Origin of the sequence: Pseudomonas sp. CDFA 610 (assembly GCF_021147865.1) — a bacterium.
GTDB lineage: Bacteria > Pseudomonadota > Gammaproteobacteria > Pseudomonadales > Pseudomonadaceae > Aquipseudomonas > Aquipseudomonas alliivorans.
Window position 1 is genome coordinate 91824 of record NZ_JAGTPM010000001.1, and the last position, 19316, is coordinate 111139.

20 protein-coding genes are annotated in these 19316 nt (G+C 60.1%); 14 read left to right on the top strand and 6 right to left on the bottom strand.

Going from position 1 to position 19316, the window contains the following annotated elements; translation table 11 throughout:
* The first annotated feature begins 9 nt into the window (after positions 1-9).
* Together quiC and KDX39_RS00410 are read left to right on the top strand one after the other, a co-directional pair.
* Complete coding sequence (gene quiC / locus KDX39_RS00405) at positions 10-1917, top strand: 3-dehydroshikimate dehydratase QuiC (protein WP_231658807.1); 1908 nt, start codon at positions 10-12, stop codon at positions 1915-1917.
* 110 nt (positions 1918-2027) lie between these two features.
* A complete protein-coding gene (locus tag KDX39_RS00410) occupies positions 2028-2699 on the top strand; it encodes a TetR/AcrR family transcriptional regulator (RefSeq protein ID WP_231658808.1) in 672 nt (223 codons plus the stop codon).
* Positions 2700-2702: 3 nt separating this feature from the next.
* Here KDX39_RS00410 and KDX39_RS00415 read toward each other — a convergent pair whose 3' ends face one another.
* Positions 2703-3557, bottom strand: a complete 855-nt coding sequence (locus tag KDX39_RS00415) for a shikimate dehydrogenase (RefSeq protein WP_231658809.1) — start codon at positions 3555-3557, stop codon at positions 2703-2705.
* 189 nt (positions 3558-3746) lie between these two features.
* Between KDX39_RS00415 and KDX39_RS00420 the strand changes: the two genes are divergently transcribed.
* Positions 3747-4637: a pseudouridine synthase gene (locus KDX39_RS00420; RefSeq protein ID WP_231658810.1), complete on the top strand. Its 891-nt coding sequence runs from the start codon at positions 3747-3749 to the stop codon at positions 4635-4637.
* 70 nt (positions 4638-4707) lie between these two features.
* On the opposite strand, the gene KDX39_RS00425 is transcribed toward KDX39_RS00420, so the two are convergent.
* Both KDX39_RS00425 and mobA read right to left on the bottom strand, forming a co-directional pair.
* Positions 4708-4932: a YgdI/YgdR family lipoprotein gene (locus KDX39_RS00425; protein ID WP_024687986.1), complete on the bottom strand. Its 225-nt coding sequence runs from the start codon at positions 4930-4932 to the stop codon at positions 4708-4710.
* Between the two features lie 73 nt (positions 4933-5005).
* Complete coding sequence (mobA, locus tag KDX39_RS00430; protein WP_231658811.1) at positions 5006-5611, bottom strand: molybdenum cofactor guanylyltransferase MobA; 606 nt, start codon at positions 5609-5611, stop codon at positions 5006-5008.
* 76 nt (positions 5612-5687) lie between these two features.
* On the opposite strand from mobA, the gene moaB reads away from it, so the two are divergent.
* From moaB to KDX39_RS00460, 6 genes are all read left to right on the top strand, one after another.
* The gene (gene moaB, locus KDX39_RS00435; RefSeq protein WP_231658812.1) at positions 5688-6227 is read left to right on the top strand and encodes a molybdenum cofactor biosynthesis protein B; all 540 of its coding nucleotides are present in this window, start codon (positions 5688-5690) and stop codon (positions 6225-6227) included.
* A gap of 6 nt (positions 6228-6233) precedes the next feature.
* Positions 6234-7445: a molybdopterin molybdotransferase MoeA gene (locus tag KDX39_RS00440; RefSeq protein WP_231658813.1), complete on the top strand. Its 1212-nt coding sequence runs from the start codon at positions 6234-6236 to the stop codon at positions 7443-7445.
* Between the two features lie 83 nt (positions 7446-7528).
* Complete coding sequence (locus KDX39_RS00445; RefSeq protein ID WP_231658814.1) at positions 7529-8455, top strand: glycosyltransferase family 2 protein; 927 nt, start codon at positions 7529-7531, stop codon at positions 8453-8455.
* A 203-nt stretch (positions 8456-8658) separates the two neighbouring features.
* Positions 8659-10203, top strand: coding sequence for an MFS transporter (locus KDX39_RS00450; RefSeq protein ID WP_231658815.1), 1545 nt, complete (start codon positions 8659-8661; stop codon positions 10201-10203).
* Positions 10204-10224: 21 nt separating this feature from the next.
* Entirely contained in the window at positions 10225-11280 is a 1056-nt protein-coding gene (locus KDX39_RS00455) for an HlyD family secretion protein (protein ID WP_231658816.1), read from the top strand.
* Positions 11277-12692 (top strand): efflux transporter outer membrane subunit, encoded by a 1416-nt coding sequence (locus KDX39_RS00460; RefSeq protein WP_231658817.1) that lies wholly within the window; start codon positions 11277-11279, stop codon positions 12690-12692. Before KDX39_RS00455 ends, KDX39_RS00460 begins: the two co-directional genes overlap by 4 nt.
* A gap of 1 nt (position 12693) precedes the next feature.
* Here the strand turns inward: KDX39_RS00460 and KDX39_RS00465 are convergent, their stop codons facing one another.
* Positions 12694-14505 (bottom strand): monovalent cation:proton antiporter-2 (CPA2) family protein, encoded by a 1812-nt coding sequence (locus tag KDX39_RS00465; RefSeq protein ID WP_099227471.1) that lies wholly within the window; start codon positions 14503-14505, stop codon positions 12694-12696.
* A gap of 255 nt (positions 14506-14760) precedes the next feature.
* On the opposite strand from KDX39_RS00465, the gene KDX39_RS00470 reads away from it, so the two are divergent.
* Positions 14761-14949 (top strand): hypothetical protein, encoded by a 189-nt coding sequence (locus tag KDX39_RS00470; protein ID WP_004886913.1) that lies wholly within the window; start codon positions 14761-14763, stop codon positions 14947-14949.
* A gap of 17 nt (positions 14950-14966) precedes the next feature.
* Here the strand turns inward: KDX39_RS00470 and KDX39_RS00475 are convergent, their stop codons facing one another.
* Positions 14967-15347: a Fe2+/Zn2+ uptake regulation protein gene (locus KDX39_RS00475; protein WP_099227470.1), complete on the bottom strand. Its 381-nt coding sequence runs from the start codon at positions 15345-15347 to the stop codon at positions 14967-14969.
* A gap of 217 nt (positions 15348-15564) precedes the next feature.
* The gene (locus KDX39_RS00480; RefSeq protein ID WP_231658818.1) at positions 15565-16596 is read right to left on the bottom strand and encodes a FecR family protein; all 1032 of its coding nucleotides are present in this window, start codon (positions 16594-16596) and stop codon (positions 15565-15567) included.
* A gap of 217 nt (positions 16597-16813) precedes the next feature.
* Here KDX39_RS00480 and KDX39_RS00485 point away from each other — a divergent pair, with 217 nt between their 5' ends.
* The 4 genes from KDX39_RS00485 to map all read left to right on the top strand — a co-directional run bounded on the left by KDX39_RS00485 (position 16814) and on the right by map (position 19245).
* Positions 16814-17875 (top strand): Ldh family oxidoreductase, encoded by a 1062-nt coding sequence (locus KDX39_RS00485; protein WP_231659342.1) that lies wholly within the window; start codon positions 16814-16816, stop codon positions 17873-17875.
* A 67-nt stretch (positions 17876-17942) separates the two neighbouring features.
* On the top strand, positions 17943-18134 hold the full coding sequence (locus KDX39_RS00490) for a hypothetical protein (protein ID WP_231658819.1): 192 nt from the start codon (positions 17943-17945) through the stop codon (positions 18132-18134).
* 80 nt (positions 18135-18214) lie between these two features.
* Positions 18215-18457: a ParD-like family protein gene (locus KDX39_RS00495; RefSeq protein ID WP_231658820.1), complete on the top strand. Its 243-nt coding sequence runs from the start codon at positions 18215-18217 to the stop codon at positions 18455-18457.
* Positions 18454-19245 carry a type I methionyl aminopeptidase gene (gene map / locus KDX39_RS00500; RefSeq protein WP_231658821.1) on the top strand — a complete coding sequence of 264 codons (792 nt, stop codon included), beginning with the start codon at positions 18454-18456 and terminating at the stop codon, positions 19243-19245. The genes KDX39_RS00495 and map overlap by 4 nt, the downstream gene beginning before the upstream one ends.
* Positions 19246-19316: the final 71 nt, after the last annotated feature.

Consider the following 19316-nt stretch of genomic DNA (forward strand, 5'->3'; position numbering starts at 1 on the left):
GCTAGAAGCATGCAGCGTTCAATTGCCACCGTATCCTTGAGCGGTACTCTGCCCGAAAAACTCGAGGCCATCGCCGCAGCCGGCTTTGATGGCGTCGAGATTTTCGAAAACGATCTTTTGTACTACGACGGCAGCCCCCGCAACGTGCGGCAGATGTGTGCCGATCTGGGCATCGCCATTACCCTGTTTCAGCCATTCCGTGACTTCGAAGGCTGTCGCCGTGACCGCCTGCAGCGCAACGTTGACCGCGCCGAGCGCAAATTCGACCTGATGCAGGAATTGGGCACCGATCTGGTGCTGGTCTGCAGTAACGCCTCCGCCGACTCGGTGGGCGACGAAAACATCCTGCTCGATGACCTGAGTCTGCTGGCCGAACATGCCGGTGCGCGGGGTCTGCGGGTTGGTTACGAAGCCCTCGCCTGGGGGCGTCACGTGAACACCTGGCAGCAGGTCTGGAATCTGGTGCGTCAGGTGGATCACCCGGCGCTGGGTGTTTTGCTCGACAGCTTCCACACCTTGTCGCTTAAAGGTGATCCGAGCGCGATTGCGCAGATTCCGGGCGACAAGATTTTCTTCGTGCAGATGGCGGATGCGCCGATTCTGGCCATGGATGTGCTGGAGTGGAGCCGCCATTTCCGCTGCTTCCCGGGCCAGGGTGAGTTCGATCTGGCAGGCTTTCTTGCGCCCATCCTGCGCAGTGGCTACACCGGCCCGCTGTCGCTCGAGGTGTTCAACGACGGTTTTCGTGCGGCACCGACGCGCGCCAATGCGGCTGATGGTTTGCGCTCGCTGCTGTATCTGGAAGAAAAGACCCGCCAGTTGCTGGCCAGCGAAGCCGAGGCAACCATTCCGGACATCCTGTTCAGTCCGCCCCCGGCCAGTTCCTACAACGGCGTCGAGTTTCTTGAATTTGCCGTCGATGATAGCCACGGCGCACGCTTGTCGGGCTGGCTGGAACGACTGGGCTTCGCAAAACTGGGCCAGCATCGATCCAAGGCCGTCAGCCTGTTGGGGCAGGGCGATATCAAGATCGTGCTTAACGCCGAACCCTATTCGTTCGCCCACAGCTTTTTCGAGGCCCACGGCCCGTCACTGTGCGCGACCGCGTTGCGGGTGGATGACGGTCATCAGGCGCTGGAGCGTGCGCGGGCCTTCAAGGGGCAGCCCTATCGCGGGTTGGTCGGACCCAACGAGCGCGAAATTCCATCGGTTCGTGCCCCTGATGGCAGCCTGATCTATCTGGTCGACAACGCTGCACCGGGAGACTCGATCTACGACAGCGACTTTGTCATCAATTCGCAGGTGTCTGGCAAAGGGGGGCTGCAACGCATCGATCACATGGCCATGGCGCTGCCAGCCGACAGCCTCGACAGTTGGGTGCTGTTCTACAAGAGCATTCTGGATTTCGAAGCCGACGACGAAGTCGTGCTGCCGGACCCTTACGGGCTGGTCAAGAGTCGGGCGCTGCGCAGCCGCTGCAGCACCGTGCGTCTGCCGCTGAATATCTCCGAGAACCGTAACACGGCCATTTCGCATGCACTGTCGAGTTATCGCGGTTCGGGCGTGCATCACATCGCGTTTTCCTGCGATGACATCTTCGCCGAAGTCAGCCGCGCCAAGGAAGCCGGTGTGCCGCTGCTGGACATCCCGCTCAACTACTACGATGACCTGGCAGCCCGCTTCGATTTCGATGACGAGTTCCTCAGCGAACTGGCGTACTACAACGTGTTGTACGACCGCGATGCGGACGGCGGTGAGCTGTTTCACGTCTACACCGATGCGTTCGACGGACGCTTCTTCTTCGAGATTCTGCAGCGCAAGAACGGCTATGTCGGGTATGGCGCAGCCAACGTTGCGGTACGCCTGGCCGCAATGGCCAAGGCGCGCAGTGTGGCGATACGCCAGGCGCGGCTGTGAGCTTTTGATCTGATCCAGCCGGTCGCTGCGGGCACTCAGGTGTCTCGCAGCTTCCCTGCCTCGACGCTCGGCGGCATACTCCACGCACAACCCGTGGTCATGAGCCAACAATGAAAATAACCGACGACTCCGTTGCCCTCGAACCTGTCATGTCGCGGCCCTTGGGTCGCAAGAACAACCCGGAAAAGACCCGCGAAGACATCCTTCAGGCTGCCGTGGCCGAATTTGTCGCTCACGGCCTGTCGGGTGCGCGCGTCGATGCGATAGCCGAACGCACCAGGACGTCCAAGCGGATGATCTATTACTACTTCGGCAGCAAGGAACAGCTCTACGTCGAGGTTCTGGAAAAGCTTTACGGCGATATCCGCAACACCGAAAGTGAGTTGAAGCTGGGCGAACTGGAGCCTGTCGAGGCGATCCATCGCGTGGTGGAGTTCACTTTCGATCACCACGACAACAACGTGGATTTCGTGCGCATCGTCTGCATTGAAAACATTCACAACGGCGAAAACGTCAAGCAGTCCGATACCATTCAGGCCAAGAGCCAGAACATTATCCGGGCGCTGGAAGACATTCTGCGCCGAGGCGAGGAAAGTGGAGCGTTTCGAGCAGGCGTACACCCGATCGACCTGCACTTGATGATCAGTTCGTTCTGTTTCTATCGCATTTCCAACCGCCATACCTTCAGCGAGATCTTCCAGATCGAGCTGTGGAGCGATGAGGTCAGGCAGCGTCACAAGGCAATGATCTGTGACGCTGTGTTGCGTTACCTGAAAGCCTGAAGACTAAAGGCTGTGGAAGTGCTGCATCATGCGTTCGGCATCCGCTGACCGGCCGCTGAACAGCTCGAAGGCTTTCACGGCCTGAAACACCGCCATGGTCGTACCGTCCAGCGTGCGGCACCCCAGTGTGCGAGCATGCTTGAGCAGTTCGGTTTCGAGCGGGAAGTAGATGATTTCCGCGACCCACTGCGCAGCACGCAACAGCTCGACCGGCAATGGCGTGCCGGGCAACTTGGCCATGCCGACCGGTGTGGTGTTGACCACGCCATCGGCTTCGGCCATTGCTGCGGGCAAATCCAGACCGACCTGCGCCCGGCCTGCGCCGAAATGGGCGTTGAGGTTGTCCACCAGGGCCTGAGAGCGTTGCGGTTCGACCTCGAACACGCTCAGGCGCTCGACGCCTGCGCTTAACAGCGCGTAAGCCACCGCAGCCCCTGCGCCGCCTGCACCCATTTGCACGACATGCTGGCGTGGCGCCTTGTCCAGGCCACGCTTGAAGCCTTCCGCGAACCCCAGGCAATCGGTGTTGTGCCCGGTGCTTTTACCGTCCTTGAACACCACGGTATTGACTGCGCCGATGCCGCGCGCTTCCTCGGACAGTTCATCCAGCAGTGGGATGACGGCCTGCTTGCAGGGAAAGGTGATATTCAGGCCGGTGAAGCCGCAGTCACGCGCACCTTCGACCAGGCGGGGCAGGGCGCTGATGTCCAGCTTGAGCGCGTCAATGTCGATCAGGCGATACAGATAGCGAATGCCTTGCGCATCGCCTTCATGTTCGTGCAGCGCCGGGGTGCGTGATGCCTGAATGCCTAAGCCGATCAGGCCAGCGAGTACGGAGGTTGATTCAACGTGGCTCATGACGATATGTCTCTTGTTTTTGTCGTGCCGCCCGATGGCGGGAAGGTTTCAAAAAATGTACCAGATGGTTAATAGTGACGCAGTGGCTGATCAATTGCCATGCGTTGATTCTGTGCGGTGATCGCCCCGATCAGGGATAATGCGCGGCCATAGCCGTTCAAGCCTTTTCAAGAGATGACGAGTCCACGCATGTCCGAATCCGTTTTTCGCGCCGCTCACCAGCAAGCCAGTACGCTGTACCTGCCTGCAGGCCCATGGACGACGGTATTGGATTGCCTGTGCGCGAAGTTTTCCGCCATCAGTCGCGAGGAGTGGCTGGACCGTATTGCCCGGTCGCGGGTGCTGGACGCCAGCGGCAAAGCCATCACGGCTGACCTGGCTTACCGCGAAGGCCTGAAGATTCACTATTTTCGCGAAGTGCCGAACGAGGCGTCGATTCCTGTCGTCGAGACCATCCTGTATGCCGATGAACATCTGGTGGTCGCCGACAAACCACACTTTCTGCCGGTCACGCCTGCGGGCGAATACGTCGAGCAGACCCTGCTGCGTCGTCTGATTCATCGTCTGGGCAATCCGGATCTGGTGCCCTTGCACCGCATCGACCGCCACACCGCCGGGCTGGTGCTGTTTTCGGCCAACAGGCAGACCCGCTCTGCGTATCAGGCACTGTTTCCCACGCGGCGTATCGACAAGTTCTACGAGGCGATTGCGCCTGCGCTGCCTTTGATCGAGTTTCCACGATTGCACGAGAGCCGTCTGGTCGATGGCGAACCGTTCTTCCGCATGCAGGAAGCAGCGGGGCCTGCAAATACGCAGACCCGCATTGAAGTGCTCGAACGCAATCAATCGCTCTGGCGCTATGGGCTGTACCCGGTGACGGGCAAGAAACATCAGTTGCGCGTACATATGGCCGCGCTGGGTGCTGCGATCTGCAACGACCCGTTCTATCCGGAGGTGATCAGGGATGCGGTCGATGACTATCAACAGCCGCTCAAACTGCTGGCCAAGGCGCTGCGTTTCGACGACCCGCTCAGTGGCGAGCCCCGCGAATTTCACAGCCGCCTGAGGCTCGATTGGTAGTCACGAAGCAAGCAGGCAAAAAAAACCCGCACTCGGCGGGTTTTTTCACATCAGGGACGCTACGCGAGGATCACAGATCCTTGACGGTACGTACCTGATCCTTGTTGATGCGGGTCTGCTTGCCATCAAGCTGCTTGAACTCGTAAAAGCCCGAGTCTTCATCATACTTCGGAGTGTCGACAGACTGGATTTCACGACCATCATTCAGAGTGATCACAGTGGGCGAAGCGCAGCCAGCCAAAGAGGCGATGCCCAATGCAAGCAGAAAGGCAGCGGGAAGGGTCCGTTGTTTCATTACTGTGTCTCCAGATGGATTCTTGATTAACTGACCGTAAGACGTATACACCCGCAGCAAGTTCAATGAACAGTCACTTGTGTCGGTTGTCATCTGATCCGGCCAGCAGACAGGGTGTGTTCAGGTTGGCCAGTCTCGGATCTCCTGCGTCCAGTTGCAGGGCCACTGTATGCAGAGGTGCCAACGCCCGCCGTGGGCTGCGCTCGCCTGTCTGCCATGCGGCTTCCAGCGTCGCAGCGTGGGCGGTCGGGATGATACATAAAAGCGGCTGCCAATGTTCACCTTCACGCACCATGACCGGGTTGTCCGGGTGTCTTTTTGCAAGCTGGCGCAGTGCGTCCAGCAGCGATCTGTCGATCAGCGGCGCGTCGCAGGGCAGCACCAGCAGCGTGTCATGCCGGGCCAGCGGTAGCGCGGCGAGGATTCCGGCCAGCGGACCATTGAACTCAGTGTCACTGTCCTGAACCAGTCTGTCAGCAAACGCGGCGTAGCGTTCAAGGTTGCGATTGCAGGAAATGATCAGGTCATCGGTCAGCGGCCGCGTCAGACGATGCAGATGCTGGATCATCGGTTCGCCCTGCCACGCGATCAGCCCTTTGTCGCGACCGCCCATGCGCTGGCCGCGACCTCCTGCGAGCAGCAGGATCGAGCAGGGCGGCAATGGGGCAGAGGCGATCATCGGAGACTCGGCAGGCAGTGAAAAGGAGTGCTGTGATATAACACCGGCCTGTTTCCTTAACAACCGGATCGAGGCCATGAAAGCAAAGGCTGACACACCTTTTGTACCCCTGAACATCGCTGTACTGACCGTCAGCGACACCCGCACCCGCGAAACCGATACCTCGGGCCAGATGTTCGTCGATCGCCTGACCGAAGCCGGTCACGGCCTGATCGAGCGCGTCCTGCTCAAGGACGACCTGTACAAAATCCGCGCCCAGGTGGCGACCTGGATCGCCGATGAACAGGTTCAGGTCGTATTGATCACCGGCGGCACCGGCTTCACCGGACGTGACAGTACGCCTGAAGCCGTGGCCTGCCTGCTGGACAAGCAGGTCGATGGATTCGGCGAGCTGTTCCGACAGATCTCGGTGCCGGACATCGGCACCTCGACCATTCAGTCGCGTGCGCTGGCCGGGCTGTCCAACTCAACGCTGGTCTGCTGCCTGCCGGGTTCCACCAACGCTGTGCGTACCGCCTGGGACGGCATCCTGGCTCAGCAACTGGATTCACGTTTCCGCCCGTGCAATTTCGTTCCTCATCTCAAGCAGGCCGAGCCCTGCGCGACCCGTGGTTGAACGGCCATGAGCGCTGAGCCCAAGGCCTTGATGCCTGTCGAAGACGCCATCGCGCGTCTGCTGGAAATGGCTGAGGCCGCACCGATCACACAGCATGAGCGTGTCAGGCTGCTCGATGCCGAAGGCCGCGTGCTGGCGACCGATCTGGTATCGACGCTGGACCTGCCGCCCTGGCCCAACAGCGCCATGGACGGTTACGCCCTGCGCGTGGCCGACTGGCGCGCAGAGCCGCTGCCCGTCAGTCAGCGTATCTTCGCTGGCCAGGCTCCCGAGCCTCTGGCGCCCGGGACCTGTGCACGCATCTTCACCGGTGCGCCGGTGCCTGAGGGCGCTGATTGCGTCGAAATGCAGGAAAACGCCGAGGTGCTGGATGACCAGCGCGTGCGTTTCACCGAATCACTGAAGGTGGAGCAGAACATCCGTCCTCAGGGACAGGAAACCCGGATTGGCGATAAGGTCCTGGCGGCTGGTACACGCCTGGGGCCCATCGAACTGGGACTGGCTGCTTCGCTGGGGCTGGCAGAGCTGGATGTGGTTCGGCGGGTACGCGTGGCGGTGCTGTCGACGGGCGACGAATTGATCGAGCCGGGCCAGCCGCTCGGGCCGGGGCAGATCTATAACAGTAACCGCGTGCTGTTGTGCAGTTGGCTGAAGCGTTTGCAGTGCGAAGTCGTGGATGCCGGAATCCTGCCGGACGATCTGGCGAAGACCCGCGCCGCGCTGGCGAGTCTGCATGAGGTTGATCTGATTCTGTCCACCGGCGGCGTGTCGGTAGGCGAGGCGGATTTTCTGGGTCATGCGTTGCGCGAAGAAGGTGAGCTGTCGCTCTGGAAGCTTGCCATCAAACCAGGCAAACCACTGACGTTCGGGCATTTTCGCGGCGTACCGGTCATCGGCTTGCCGGGCAATCCGGCTTCCACACTGGTGACCTTTGCCTTGCTGGCCCGCGCCTATCTGTTGCGCCGCCAGGGTGTGCTCGACGTCACGCCATTGAAGTTTGCGGTGCCTGCCGGGTTCGCGTGGACGCGTCCGGGCAATCGTCGCGAGTACCTGCGCGGGCGTATCGAGCAGGGCAAGGCGGTTCCCTATCGTAACCAGAGCTCCGGTGTGCTGCGTAGCGCGGCCTGGGCCGACGGGCTGATCGAAGTGCGTGAGGGGGCAACGGTGGTTGAAGGCGATTGGGTCAACTTTATCGCCTTGAGCGAGGTCATGGGCTGACGTCATGGCTGGCTGAGCGGGCATGAGCTACCCTCAACAACGCTGACAAGTAGGGCATCCTGTTTTCGCCCCGGAGTATTGTTATGGCGTCATTGAGAGTGGCTTGTGTCATCCCGACCTACAACGGACGTAAGGACCTGGAGCGCCTGCTGGACTCTCTGGCCATGCAGACGGCGACGTTCGACACGCTGATCGTCGATTCCAGTTCATCGGACGGCACGCTTGAACTGGCCCGGGCTCGTTGCGCAAACGTGTTGTGCATCGACGGCAAGGACTTCAACCACGGCGGCACCCGGCAGATGATGGTCGATCTGCATCCCGAGTATGACGTTTACGTCTACATGACCCAGGATGCCTACGTCGAAGACGTCGATGCAATTGCCAACATCCTGCTGCCATTCGCCGACCCCGGAGTCGGTGCCGTGTGCGGGCGGCAATTGCCGCACAAGAACGCCAACCTGCTGGCCCAGCATGCGCGGCTGTTCAATTATCCGCCGACGTCTCAGATCAAGACCCTGGCCGACGCGCCGGTGCTGGGCATCAAGACGCCGTTCATGTCCAATTCCTTTGCGGCCTACCGTGGCGAAGCGTTGCTGGCCATCGGCGGCTTTCCCCGGCATGTGATCCTGTCCGAGGACATGTACGTTACGGCGAAGATGCTGATCGGCGGCTGGAAAGTGGCCTACGAAGGCTCGGCGGTCTGTCGTCATTCGCACAATTACAGTCTGCGTGAGGAGTTTCGGCGCTACTTCGACATTGGCGTGTTCCAGTCCCGTGAAGCGTGGATCTACGAAACCTTCGGCGGCATCGCGGGCGAAGGTATGCGCTACGTGAAGTCCGAACTCGCGTTTCTCGGCCCAAGACGCTTTCTCTGGTGGCCTATGTCCTTCGTCCGCAACGCCGTCAAGCTGCTGGCCTACAAGCTCAGCAAGCAGGAAAAACGCCTGCCTCGATGCGTGAAGAAAAGACTCGGAATGTACAAGCGATACTGGGACAGCCCGTATGCGTGAGACTGCCGTCTCTTCACGTTCCCGAGTTCATCTCTCTTTTCCGGGTGACGCCTGATCAGCGGTCAGCCATCCATAAACGTAGAAACATGTATGCATCTGCATTCGTGCGTCCCGTGCACTTATACGCTATGCAAATGTAAATTTTCCTGAGTGACGCCGTTTTCTAAAATGCCAGCGCTTCCCACGCTCTGGATCCATCGCCCATGTCTTCCCTTGTCGCCATCGACACTGTCACTCCTGCTGCGCAGCCCGTGAAACCTGCACCTGCGGTATTCGGACTGCAGACGATCATCGGGCTTCTGGGCGTACTGCTGGCGGTGCTGGTCGCCGGGATCAACGAGGGCGTGACGCGCATCGCCATGGCCGACATTCGTGGCGCGATGTTCATCGGTGCGGATGAGGCAACCTGGCTGGTGGCGGCCTATTCGGCAACCTCGGTGGCGGCGATGGCGTTTGCGCCATGGTTCGCGGTCAGCCTGTCGTTGCGACGGTTCACACTCGGCGCGATCGCGGCCTTCGTCGTGCTGGGCCTGTTGTGTCCGTTCGCGCCGAATTACTCCAGCCTGCTGGTCCTGCGCATCCTGCAAGGTCTGGCGGCGGGTTGTCTGCCCCCTATGCTGATGACCGTTGCGCTGCGCTTTCTGCCGCCTCACATAAAGCTTTACGGACTGGCCGGTTACGCACTGACCGCAACCTTCGGCCCTAGTCTGGGCACGCCGCTCGCCGCCTTGTGGACCGAGCACTTCAACTGGCAGTGGACATTCTGGCAGGTGATCCCTGCGTGCCTGGTCGCGATGATCGCCATCGCCCACGGCATTCCCCAGGACCCGTTGCGTCTGGAGCGCTTCAAGGCGTTCAACTGGCGTGGCGTGCTGCTCGGTCTGCCTGCCATTGCTGCGCTGGTGATCGGCATCCTGCAAGGCAATCGTCTGGACTGGTTCGAATCTCGGCTGATCTGCTGGCTGTTGGGTGGCGGTCTGGTGCTGATAGTGGCGTTCATGATCAATGAGTGGTTCACCCCGGTGCCGTTCTTCAAGCTGCAGTTGCTGGCAAGCCGAAACCTCTCGCACGCCTTGCTGACGCTGGGAGGCGTGCTGATCGTTCTGACGGCGGTCGCCTCGATTCCGTCTTCCTATCTGGCACAGGTGCACGGTTACCGGCCGTTGCAGACTGCACCGCTGATGTTGATCGTTGCTTTGCCCCAACTGTTTGCACTGCCTCTGGTGGCAGCGTTGTGCAATGTGCGCTGGATCGATTGCCGCTGGGTATTGGCGATCGGCCTTGGCCTGCTCGCGCTGTATTGCGGGTTGGCGACGCAAATGACGTCGGAGTGGATTCGCGACAACTTCTACAGCCTGCAACTGCTGCAGATCGTTGCCCAGCCGATGGCGGTCTTGCCATTGCTGATGCAGGCAACTGGCGGAATCGCGCCGCCCGATGGCCCGTTCGCGTCTTCGTGGTTCAACACCGTGCGCGGGTTGTCGGCGGTTATCGCCACCGGCGTACTGGAAGCCCTGACCACCTCGCGCCAGCATTTTCACTCCAATGTGCTGGTGGACCGTCTGGGCAATTCACCCTGGCTGGCTGCTGACGATTCGGTGGCCTCCCTGACCCATCGTCTGCATGAGCAGGCCGTGGTGCTGACCAGTGCCGATCTGTACTTCTGCATGGGCTGGCTGGCCATTGGGCTGATTCTGCTGATTCCTCTGATGCCGACGCGTGTCTATCCACCTCGCGCACCGAACTGATTTCCTGTCGAGACCTTTTTCATGAGCATGACTTCAAAACAGACCCTGGCCCTGTGTGGCGCGGCAATCGTGCTCGCCGGTCTTGGGATCTACACACTGACCGGCGACAGCACGCGTCAGGCCACCAACGATGCGTTCATCACGGCCGATTATTCGGTGGTGGCGCCCAAGGTGTCGGGTTTCATCAGCCAAGTGCTGGTGGAAGATAATCAGCCGGTCAAGGCAGGGCAATTGCTGGCCGTGATCGATGATCGCGATGTGCAGGCTGCGCTGGCTTCGGCAGAGGCGGGTGTGGCGACCGCAGCGGCGGAGCTGGAGCAGGTCACCGCCTTGCTGCAGCGTCAGACGGCGGTCATTGATCAGGCCAGGGCCACGTTGACGGCCAGCACGGCCGCGGTGCGCTTTGCCGAGCAGGAGCGCGCCCGTTACGAGCATCTGGCAGGTGCCGGTGCAGGCACCGTGCAGAACGCGCAGCAGGCGCGCAACCGGATCGACACGGCCAATGCCAACCACGCCAGTGCCAGTGCTTCATTGGTGGCCGAGCGCAAGCAGGTCGACATCCTGACGGCTCGCCAGCACAGCGCCGAGGCAGGTCTCAGGCACGCACAGGCCGCGCGTGATCAGGCACAGTTGCAGGTCTCCTACACGCGCATCGTTGCGCCCATCGATGGTGTGGTGGGCGAGCGGGCAGTACGCGTCGGTAACTATGTGAATCCGGGCAGCAGGTTGCTGTCGGTGGTGCCGCTCGCCGAGGCCTACGTGGTGGGCAATTTTCAGGAAACCCAACTGACCCATGTGAGCGTTGGGCAAGCGGTTGAGGTGCGTGTCGACACCTATCCTGACGAAGTCTTCAAGGCTCACGTGCAAAGCATTGCCCCGGCTACCGGCGTGACCTTCGCAGCCGTGCGGCCCGACAACGCCACGGGGAACTTCACCAAGGTCGTGCAGCGTATTCCGGTGAAAATCGTTCTTGATCCGGGGCAGCCGTTTGCCGCCCGGTTGAGAGTCGGGATGTCGGTGGACGCCAGCATCGACACACAATCCTCACCCACTGAACAGCAAGCAGGTGCCTTGTGAGCCGCGTCGTTGCAGCGAGCAGCCTGGTGCTGCTGGCGAGTCTGTCGGGCTGCCAGGTCGGGCGGGATTTCCAGCGTCCGCAAACCAGCGACGTGCAATGGTTGCCCATTCAGGGAGAACAGGCAGTCAGTCAAATTAATACCACCCCTTATAAGTCTCGGTGGTGGGAGATATTCCGTGACGCTCAATTGTCATCACTGATTGATCGGGCGGCTGCTTCCAACCTTGATCTGAAAATGGCAGAGGCGCGGCTGGCGCAAAGCCGGGCGGCACGTCAGGTGGTGGCCGGTGAGAAAGCACCGAGCGTGGAGGGCAGGCTGGGTTACCAGCGCAAACGAAACAGTGCCGAGGGGTTGAACGATCCGTCGGGCAACGAGGGCAGGGCGGCATTCGGTCAGTGGGACGGCGGCATCAATGCCAGTTGGGAGGTCGATCTGTGGGGGCGGGTCAGGCGTGAGGTCGAGGCTGCCGATGCCAGCGTTGAGGTTGCAGACAATGACCGGCGCGCGGCGTTGCTGTCACTTCAGGCCGAAGTGGCCAGGGACTATCTGCAGTTGCGTGGCACCCAGTCGGTCCTTGCCGAGACCCGGCAAAATCTGCAGTTGTCCCGTAGCAGCCTGGAGCTTTCGAAGGTCAGGCAGGGCAGTGGAGTGGCGACCAACCTGGATGTAGCTGAAGCCGCTGCGCAGGTATCGGCCGTCGAGTCCCGTCTTCCGGTGCTTGAGCAGCGACAGGCCAGGCTGATCAATGCATTGAGCCTGTTGCTGGCGCAGTCGCCGAGAGCGCTGCAGAGCGAGTTGGAAAAGCCCGTGGAAATGGTTGCCGTGCCCACCACTGTTCCCGTGGGCCTGCCTTCCGAACTGGCGCAGCGCCGTCCGGACATTCGCCGCGCCGAAGCGCGGCTGCATGCGGCAACCGCGAGCATCGGTGTCGCGCAAGGCGATTTCTATCCGCGCATCGTGCTGTCAGGTAATGTCGGCTTTCAGGCCTTGCAGCTGTCTGATCTCGGCAGTTGGGGCTCACGCCAGTTCGGTATCGGTCTGCAACTGAGCCTGCCGATTTTCGAAGGCGGCCGGCTGCGCGGCATGTTGCGTTTGCGCCAGGCACAGGAACAGGAAGCCGCGCTGGCCTATCAACAGACCGTTTTGCGTGCCTGGCAGGAAATCGATGACAGCATGAGTCTCTACAACGCCAGCCAGCTTCAGCAGCGCAAACTGGATGAAGCCGTGCGCCAGAACCGAATCGCGCTGGACACCGCCAAGAGGCAATACGCAGAAGGCGTGGTGGACTTCCTCAACGTCCTGACGGTGCAGCGCACCCTGTTGGATATCGAGGAACAATGGGTCCAGAGTTCGACCACTCAGGCCCAGGCGCTGGTCGGGCTGTACAGCGCGCTGGGCGGTGGCTGGTAGGTCAGGCCTTGGCGGCCTCTTCTTCGTCGAGCCGGTCGGCCTCGAACAACTGGGCCAGCTCGACCCTGGCCTCGCGCGCGGTTTGCAGCACTTTTGCTTCGTCGTCGTAGATCTCGTGTTGCGCGGCGAGCACCTGTTCGTCGTGGCGCTTGAAGCGGCTGATGCGTGCATCGGCCTGTGCCTCGCTCAGGCCCAGCCCCAGCAGGGTCTGTCGTGACATTTCAAGGCTTGAGTAGAACGTCTCACGCACCGCATGTGCACCCGCATCCATCAGCTTGTGAACGTGCTGGCGGTTGCGTGCGCGCGCGATGATCTTCATGTGCGGGTACAGCTTGTTGATCAGCTCGGCAGTCTTGATATTGATGTCCGGGTCATCGGTGGCAATGATGAAGAACTCGGCATCCTGCACCTTGGCCGCTCTGAGGATTTCCGGACGCAACGGGTCGCCGTAGAACACCGGGACGTTGCCGAAACTGCGTGAGAATTCGATGGATTCCACGGCAGTGTCCAGTGCAATGAACGGGATCTTCTGCGCCCGCAGGATCCGCGCAACGATCTGGCCCATCCGACCCATGCCGGCGATGACCACGCGCGGCTTGTCGGTCTGGATGTCGCGGTACTCTTCAGGCACTTCCACCACTTTGGCCTTGGGCTTGATCCAGCGCGCCAGCGCGATGAACAGCAGCGGGGTGATCGCCATCGAAAGGGTGATGGTCAGCACCAGCATGTCATAGAGCCCTGCGTCGAACAGACCCTGAGCGCTGCCGATCTTGAACACCACAAACGCGAATTCACCGCCCGCTGCCAGTACCAGGCCCAGGCGCAACGCGCTTCGCTTGCTCAGACCGCCTGCCGTGCGGCCGATGATGAACAGCAGCGGCAGTTTGATTGCGACCAGCAGCACCGTGAGGCCAAGCACCACCAGCGGCGCGCTGAACAGCAGACCGATGTTCGCACCCATGCCGACACTGATGAAGAACAGCCCTAGCAGCAGGCCCTTGAACGGTTCGATCTGGGCTTCCAGTTCGTGCCGGTATTCCGAATCGGCAAGCAGCAGGCCCGCCAGGAAAGCGCCCAGCGCCATGGACACACCGACCAGTTCCATCAGCCATGCCGTACCCATCACCACCAGCAGTGCAGTAGCGGTCGACACTTCCTGGATACGGGTCTTGGCCACGATGCGGAACACCGGACGCAGCAAGTAACGTCCGCCCACGACCACTATGGCAATGCTGCCCAAGACGCGCAGACCATGATTGATACTTTCCTGAGTGCTGGTCGCATGATCCCCGCCGGCCAGAAACGGCACCAGCGCGATCAGCGGAATGGCCGCAATGTCCTGAAACAGCAGAATCGCGAACGCCGTGCGCCCATGCGGGCTGTTCAGCTCCTTGCGCTCCGCCAGGCTCTGCAGACCGAACGCAGTGGATGACAGCGCCAGGCCAAGGCCCAGCACAATCGCGGTGTTCATCGATTGTCCGAACGCAACCAGGGCGACTGCACCGATGACCAGGCCGGTCAGCAAAACCTGGGCCGTTCCCACGCCAAACACCGCCTTGCGCATCACCCACAAACGCTTGGGCGACAGTTCAAGACCGATAATGAACAGTAGTAATACCACCCCAAGTTCTGAAATGTGGCTGACACTCTCCGTATCTCCTATCAACCCCAGCACCGATGGGCCGATCACGACGCCGGCGGCCAGATAACCGATCACGGCGCCCAGCTTCAGGCGCTTGGCCAACGGGACGGCGATGACGGCGGCGATTAGAAACACCACTGCGGCCTGCAGCAGGCTGCCTTCATGGGGCATGTGAAACTCCTTGGCAATGACAGGAAACGATTTGAAACAGGTCCGCATTAAACCACGTGAGTTTTTCGCGGCAACATTGAATCCGGCATGACGACCATCAAGCGCGTTGATGATTGTCTGCGGATGGCAGGCGAGGGGAGAGGTGGCGAATGAGTGCGACGTATTCCACCCATGCCATCGGGCGAGCATCAGCGTAAGATATGGGCGCATTTGCGCAGCGCAAATGCCGTTCATGACGTAATCAGGAAAACCGAAATGACCAACAAGCAGCGTTTGATTTACTCGATTCTGATCGCTCTGGGTGTGCTGGCGATCATGCTGGGCCTCTCGCACTTGCAGAACAGCGGTGTGATCAGCGAGAAGACTTTCCAGTACATCGCCATCGGCGTTGCTGTGCTGGTCGTGGTGCTCAACGGGATCATGCGCCGCAAGGTCAGGCGCTGAGACGACGGATCGTCAGATTACTTGCCCGATTCGCCCAGCCATTCCATTGCACGAGGATGCAGACTGTAGGTCTTGTCCTCGTTGAGATGGATCACGCCCTCATCGCACAGACGCTTGAGCACCTCGCGCACGCTGAGAAATGACAGCGGCACATCCAGTCTGAGCAATTGACTGTGCACACCGCGCACGCCAAGCGACTGACCGCTTTCGTTCGACACCAGCAGTGCGTCCAGCACTTTTAGTCTCACCAGGCTTGTACGCAGACCGAAGCTCTTGAGCAGCAGGCGGATGTGGTCGTTGCCAGGTCGCTCGACCTCTGCCGCAGGCGCCTGGGCCTGTGCAGAAATGGCCGTCTGCCTGAGCATCGTACGGGTCGTTGTTCCTTGACGATTGAACATGCGCAAATTCCTTTTCAGGCTTTTAAACAAAATCTCATCTATAAGACGAACGAGCGGCGTAAAACCTCAGGTGCGAACGAAAAAAAATAGCAGAGAGTTGGCTGTCGAGCCGCGATACTGCGCATGGAGTGGCATAAACAGCAGCGTCGGGAGGAGAACACTTCACGCGCAAGGAGTGTTTCAGGATGTAAGATCAGCGCCCGTTTCCAGCCGCAAGTCAGCCTTTGGGCGAGTTTGGACCGCGCTTGTTCAGGACCGGATTACCGTTCTGGTTCTGCGTCACGTAAACCGGTAACACCTTGGGCAGTGACATGAGCAGGCTCGAGATGTCGCGGGTGTTGTAAGTGCCGCCAAGACGAACCGCACCGGTGGCATTGTCCGCCAGCAGGATCGGCGTCTGCAGATAACGATTGATCATTGGCAGCGCCTGGCTCAAGGGCAGGTCATTGAAGATCAGCTTGCCGTTACGCCATGCCAGGCTTGTGTCGTCTACGGCAACGTGGCTGATGCCGGGGCGGTTATCTCCAGCCTTGTAAACCGCCTGCATGCCGGGGTCCAGGTGATCGCTGAACTCAGGTTGTGAGCGATCGCTGCTGACCTGTACCGAACCCTCGACCAGCATCACCCGGACCTGATCCTGATACGTCCACACATTGAAGCGTGTGCCGGTCACCTTGATGCGCCCGGCGCCGGCGTCCACGACGAAAGGGTGGGTGAGGTCGTGACTGACTTCAAAGAACGCCTCGCCTTTTTTCAAGGTAACGCTGCGGCGATCCTTGTAATTGGCATAGGTCAGTTCTGTCCCCAGGTCCAGTTCCACACGGCTGCCGTCGTCCATGGTCACCAGGCGAGTGGTGTTGGTTGTGGTGTAGGTTTCATAGACGTTGGGGATTATCCCCTGACGCCAGCCGATGTAGCCAGCCAGCGGTACAGCCAGTGCGGCAACGGTCGCAGCCACAGCGAGATGACGCCACGTGCGCCTGCGTCCTGGGAAGATATCCGGCGTTGCAACTGCGTTCGATACAACGTGCGCGGGCGGCGGATTGACCGGTTCCAGCTGTCCGGACATCTCCCAGATATCCCGCATTGCCTCGAATTCGGTCGCATGCAGCGGATGAGCCTTGAGCCACTGATCGAACAGTTTTCGCTCGGCAGTTGAACAGTCGTCAGCGTGCAGTCGCATACACCAGTGCGCGGCGGCATCGGTGATCTGCTCGTGTTCTGCTTCGCTGAGGCTGGGTTCGTTCATGGACTCTCCGTTACTGACCGCTGGCGCATTCTACCCTCGGATGGCAGAGGGAGAGAACATTGGACCGTTACGATGTATCAATCCCGGCTTAATTCTTCGTGAATGTGATCGGCTCTCATTGATGTATCGGACTGCGGGAGTATTTCTGGAACGCGCACGGCGCTACTCTTGGTGCAATCCAATGCCTGCCCTGACCGTCACGATCCCGGAGTTCCAGATGCACACCGCTCAGCCTGATGAATCGACCCGTACACTCTCCTTTGCGCAATTGACCGAGCTGTTGCAACGAATCTTTCTGGCCCACGGCACGTCGCTGGATGTGGCAAGTGTCCTCGCTGAAAACTGCGCCAGTGCCCAGCGCGACGGTTCGCACAGTCACGGCATCTTTCGTATTCCGGGGTATCTTTCTTCATTGGCCAGCGGTTGGGTGGACGGCAAGGCTGTGCCGGTCGTGGAGGATGTCGCACCTGCGTTCGTGAGGGTCGATGCGGCCAACGGTTTTGCCCAGCCTGCGCTCGCGGCCGCGCGGCCGTTGCTCATCGACAAGGCACGCAGCGCAGGCATTGCGATTCTTGCCATCCGAAACTCCCATCATTTCGCTGCGCTGTGGCCGGACGTCGAGCCGTTCGCCGAGCAGGGTCTGGTGGCCCTGAGCATGGTCAACAGCATGACCTGCGTCGTGCCGCATGGGGCACAAAAGCCTTTGTTCGGAACCAATCCCATTGCATTCGCGGCGCCTCGCCATGAGTCGACGCCGTTGGTTTTCGATCTGGCGACCAGCGCCATGGCCCATGGTGACGTGCAGATCGCTGCCCGTGAAGGCCGTCTTCTGCCGGAGGGAATGGGCGTGGATCGTCAAGGGCAGGCAACCTGTGACCCCAAGGCGATTCTGGACGGCGGGGCGCTGCTGCCATTTGGCGGGCACAAGGGGTCGGCATTGTCGATGATGGTCGAGTTGCTGGCGGCAGGTCTGACCGGCGGAAATTTCTCGTTCGAGTTCGACTGGTCAAAGCATCCTGGCGCGCAGACTCCCTGGACCGGTCAATTGCTGATCGTCATCGATCCCGATAAAGGCAGCGGCCAGTTCTTCGCGCAACGCAGTGAGGTACTTGTGCAGCAGCTTCACGGAGTGGGCCAGACGCGTATGCCTGGTGATCGTCGCCATGCCGAGCGGGCCAGATCGATGGCGCGTGGCATTGAGATGAGCGTTGCCGATGTAACACGCCTGCAGGCGCTGGCCGATAATCAGCCCCCGGACATCGACGACCATTCGTCGTAACCGGACTTGTATTCGCCTCTGGATCTAAATACTGTATGCATAACCAGTAAAGAGAAAGAGGTGTTCCATGTCCCTGAAGTCAGCGCACAGCCCGGTCGCTCATCAGCTTCGCACCGGTGCGTCAGTCAACGAGATGCAGCGTGAAGATTTTCTGGCCCTTGCCGCTGCACTGCGCCAGTTCAATGCATATGAGGCGCAAGTATCCATGGTGGTCGCAGCTGCTCAGCCAGCTGGCGCTGTCGCTTTGCAAGCGTCTTGACTGATCGCCAGAAAAACCATGCCTGTTGTTTGTGAATATACGAAACGTATATGCTTCGTATATTCAAAGTGAGGTGAACCATGGGCCTGGTCAAAATTTCCGAACACATGCATGCGGACCTGCGTTGCGCCAGTGTTGCACTGAGTCGTTCCATCAATGCTCAGGCGGAGCACTGGATGCGCATCGGCATGCTTGCAGAGCTGCATCCGACGCTGGACTACAGCGAAATCTGCCAGATGCTGATTCGTCTCGAAGACGCTGATGGCACTGTGCTGGCGACTCAATCCTTCAAGCTGACCGAACTGTCGAAGGCGGCCTCATGAGCGGCGGCATCAGTCTCAAGACCGAGCAGGATCTCGTTCAACTGCGCATCGCCGGCAGGCTCGCGGCGGATGTGCTCGCGATGATCACGCCTTACGTCAAGGCAGGTGTGAGCACCGAAGCCCTGGACGACATCTGTAACGAATACATCGTCAAGGAGCTCAAGGTGATTCCCGCCAATGTCGGGTATCACGGGTTTACCAAGACAACCTGCATCTCCCCGAATGCAGTGGTGTGCCATGGTATTCCTTCGGCATCAGACATCCTCAAGGATGGCGACATCGTTAATATCGACGTGGCCGTCATCAAGGATGGCTGGTACGGCGATACCAGTCGTATGTATCTGGTGGGTGAGGTCTGCCCGCTGGCGCGGCGTCTGGTTGAAACGACTTACGAAGCCACCCGTGCCGGCATTCACGCCGTACGTCCGGGCGCAACGTTGGGCGATATCGGTTACGCGATCCAGAGCGTCGCCCATCGCGAAGGTTTCAGTGTGGTGCGCGAGTATTGCGGGCACGGCATCGGACGCAAATACCATGAAGAGCCGCAGGTGCTGCATTACGGTACGCAGGGCAAGGGCCTGAAGCTCAAGGAAGGCATGGTCTTCACCATCGAGCCGATGATCAACGCAGGCAAGGCGGGCACCCGTACATTGCCGGATGGCTGGACGGTACTCACCAGCGACATGTCTCTGTCCGCGCAATGGGAGCACATGGTTGCAGTTACCTCGACAGGCTTCGAGTTGCTGACGCCATGGCCTGAAGGCACAGGTGCTTATCCCGCGATTTAGGTTGTGTACTGCTGCCCAAAAAAACGACCTCAATGCGAGGTCGTTTTTTATTGCGCATTTTGCGCGTGCGC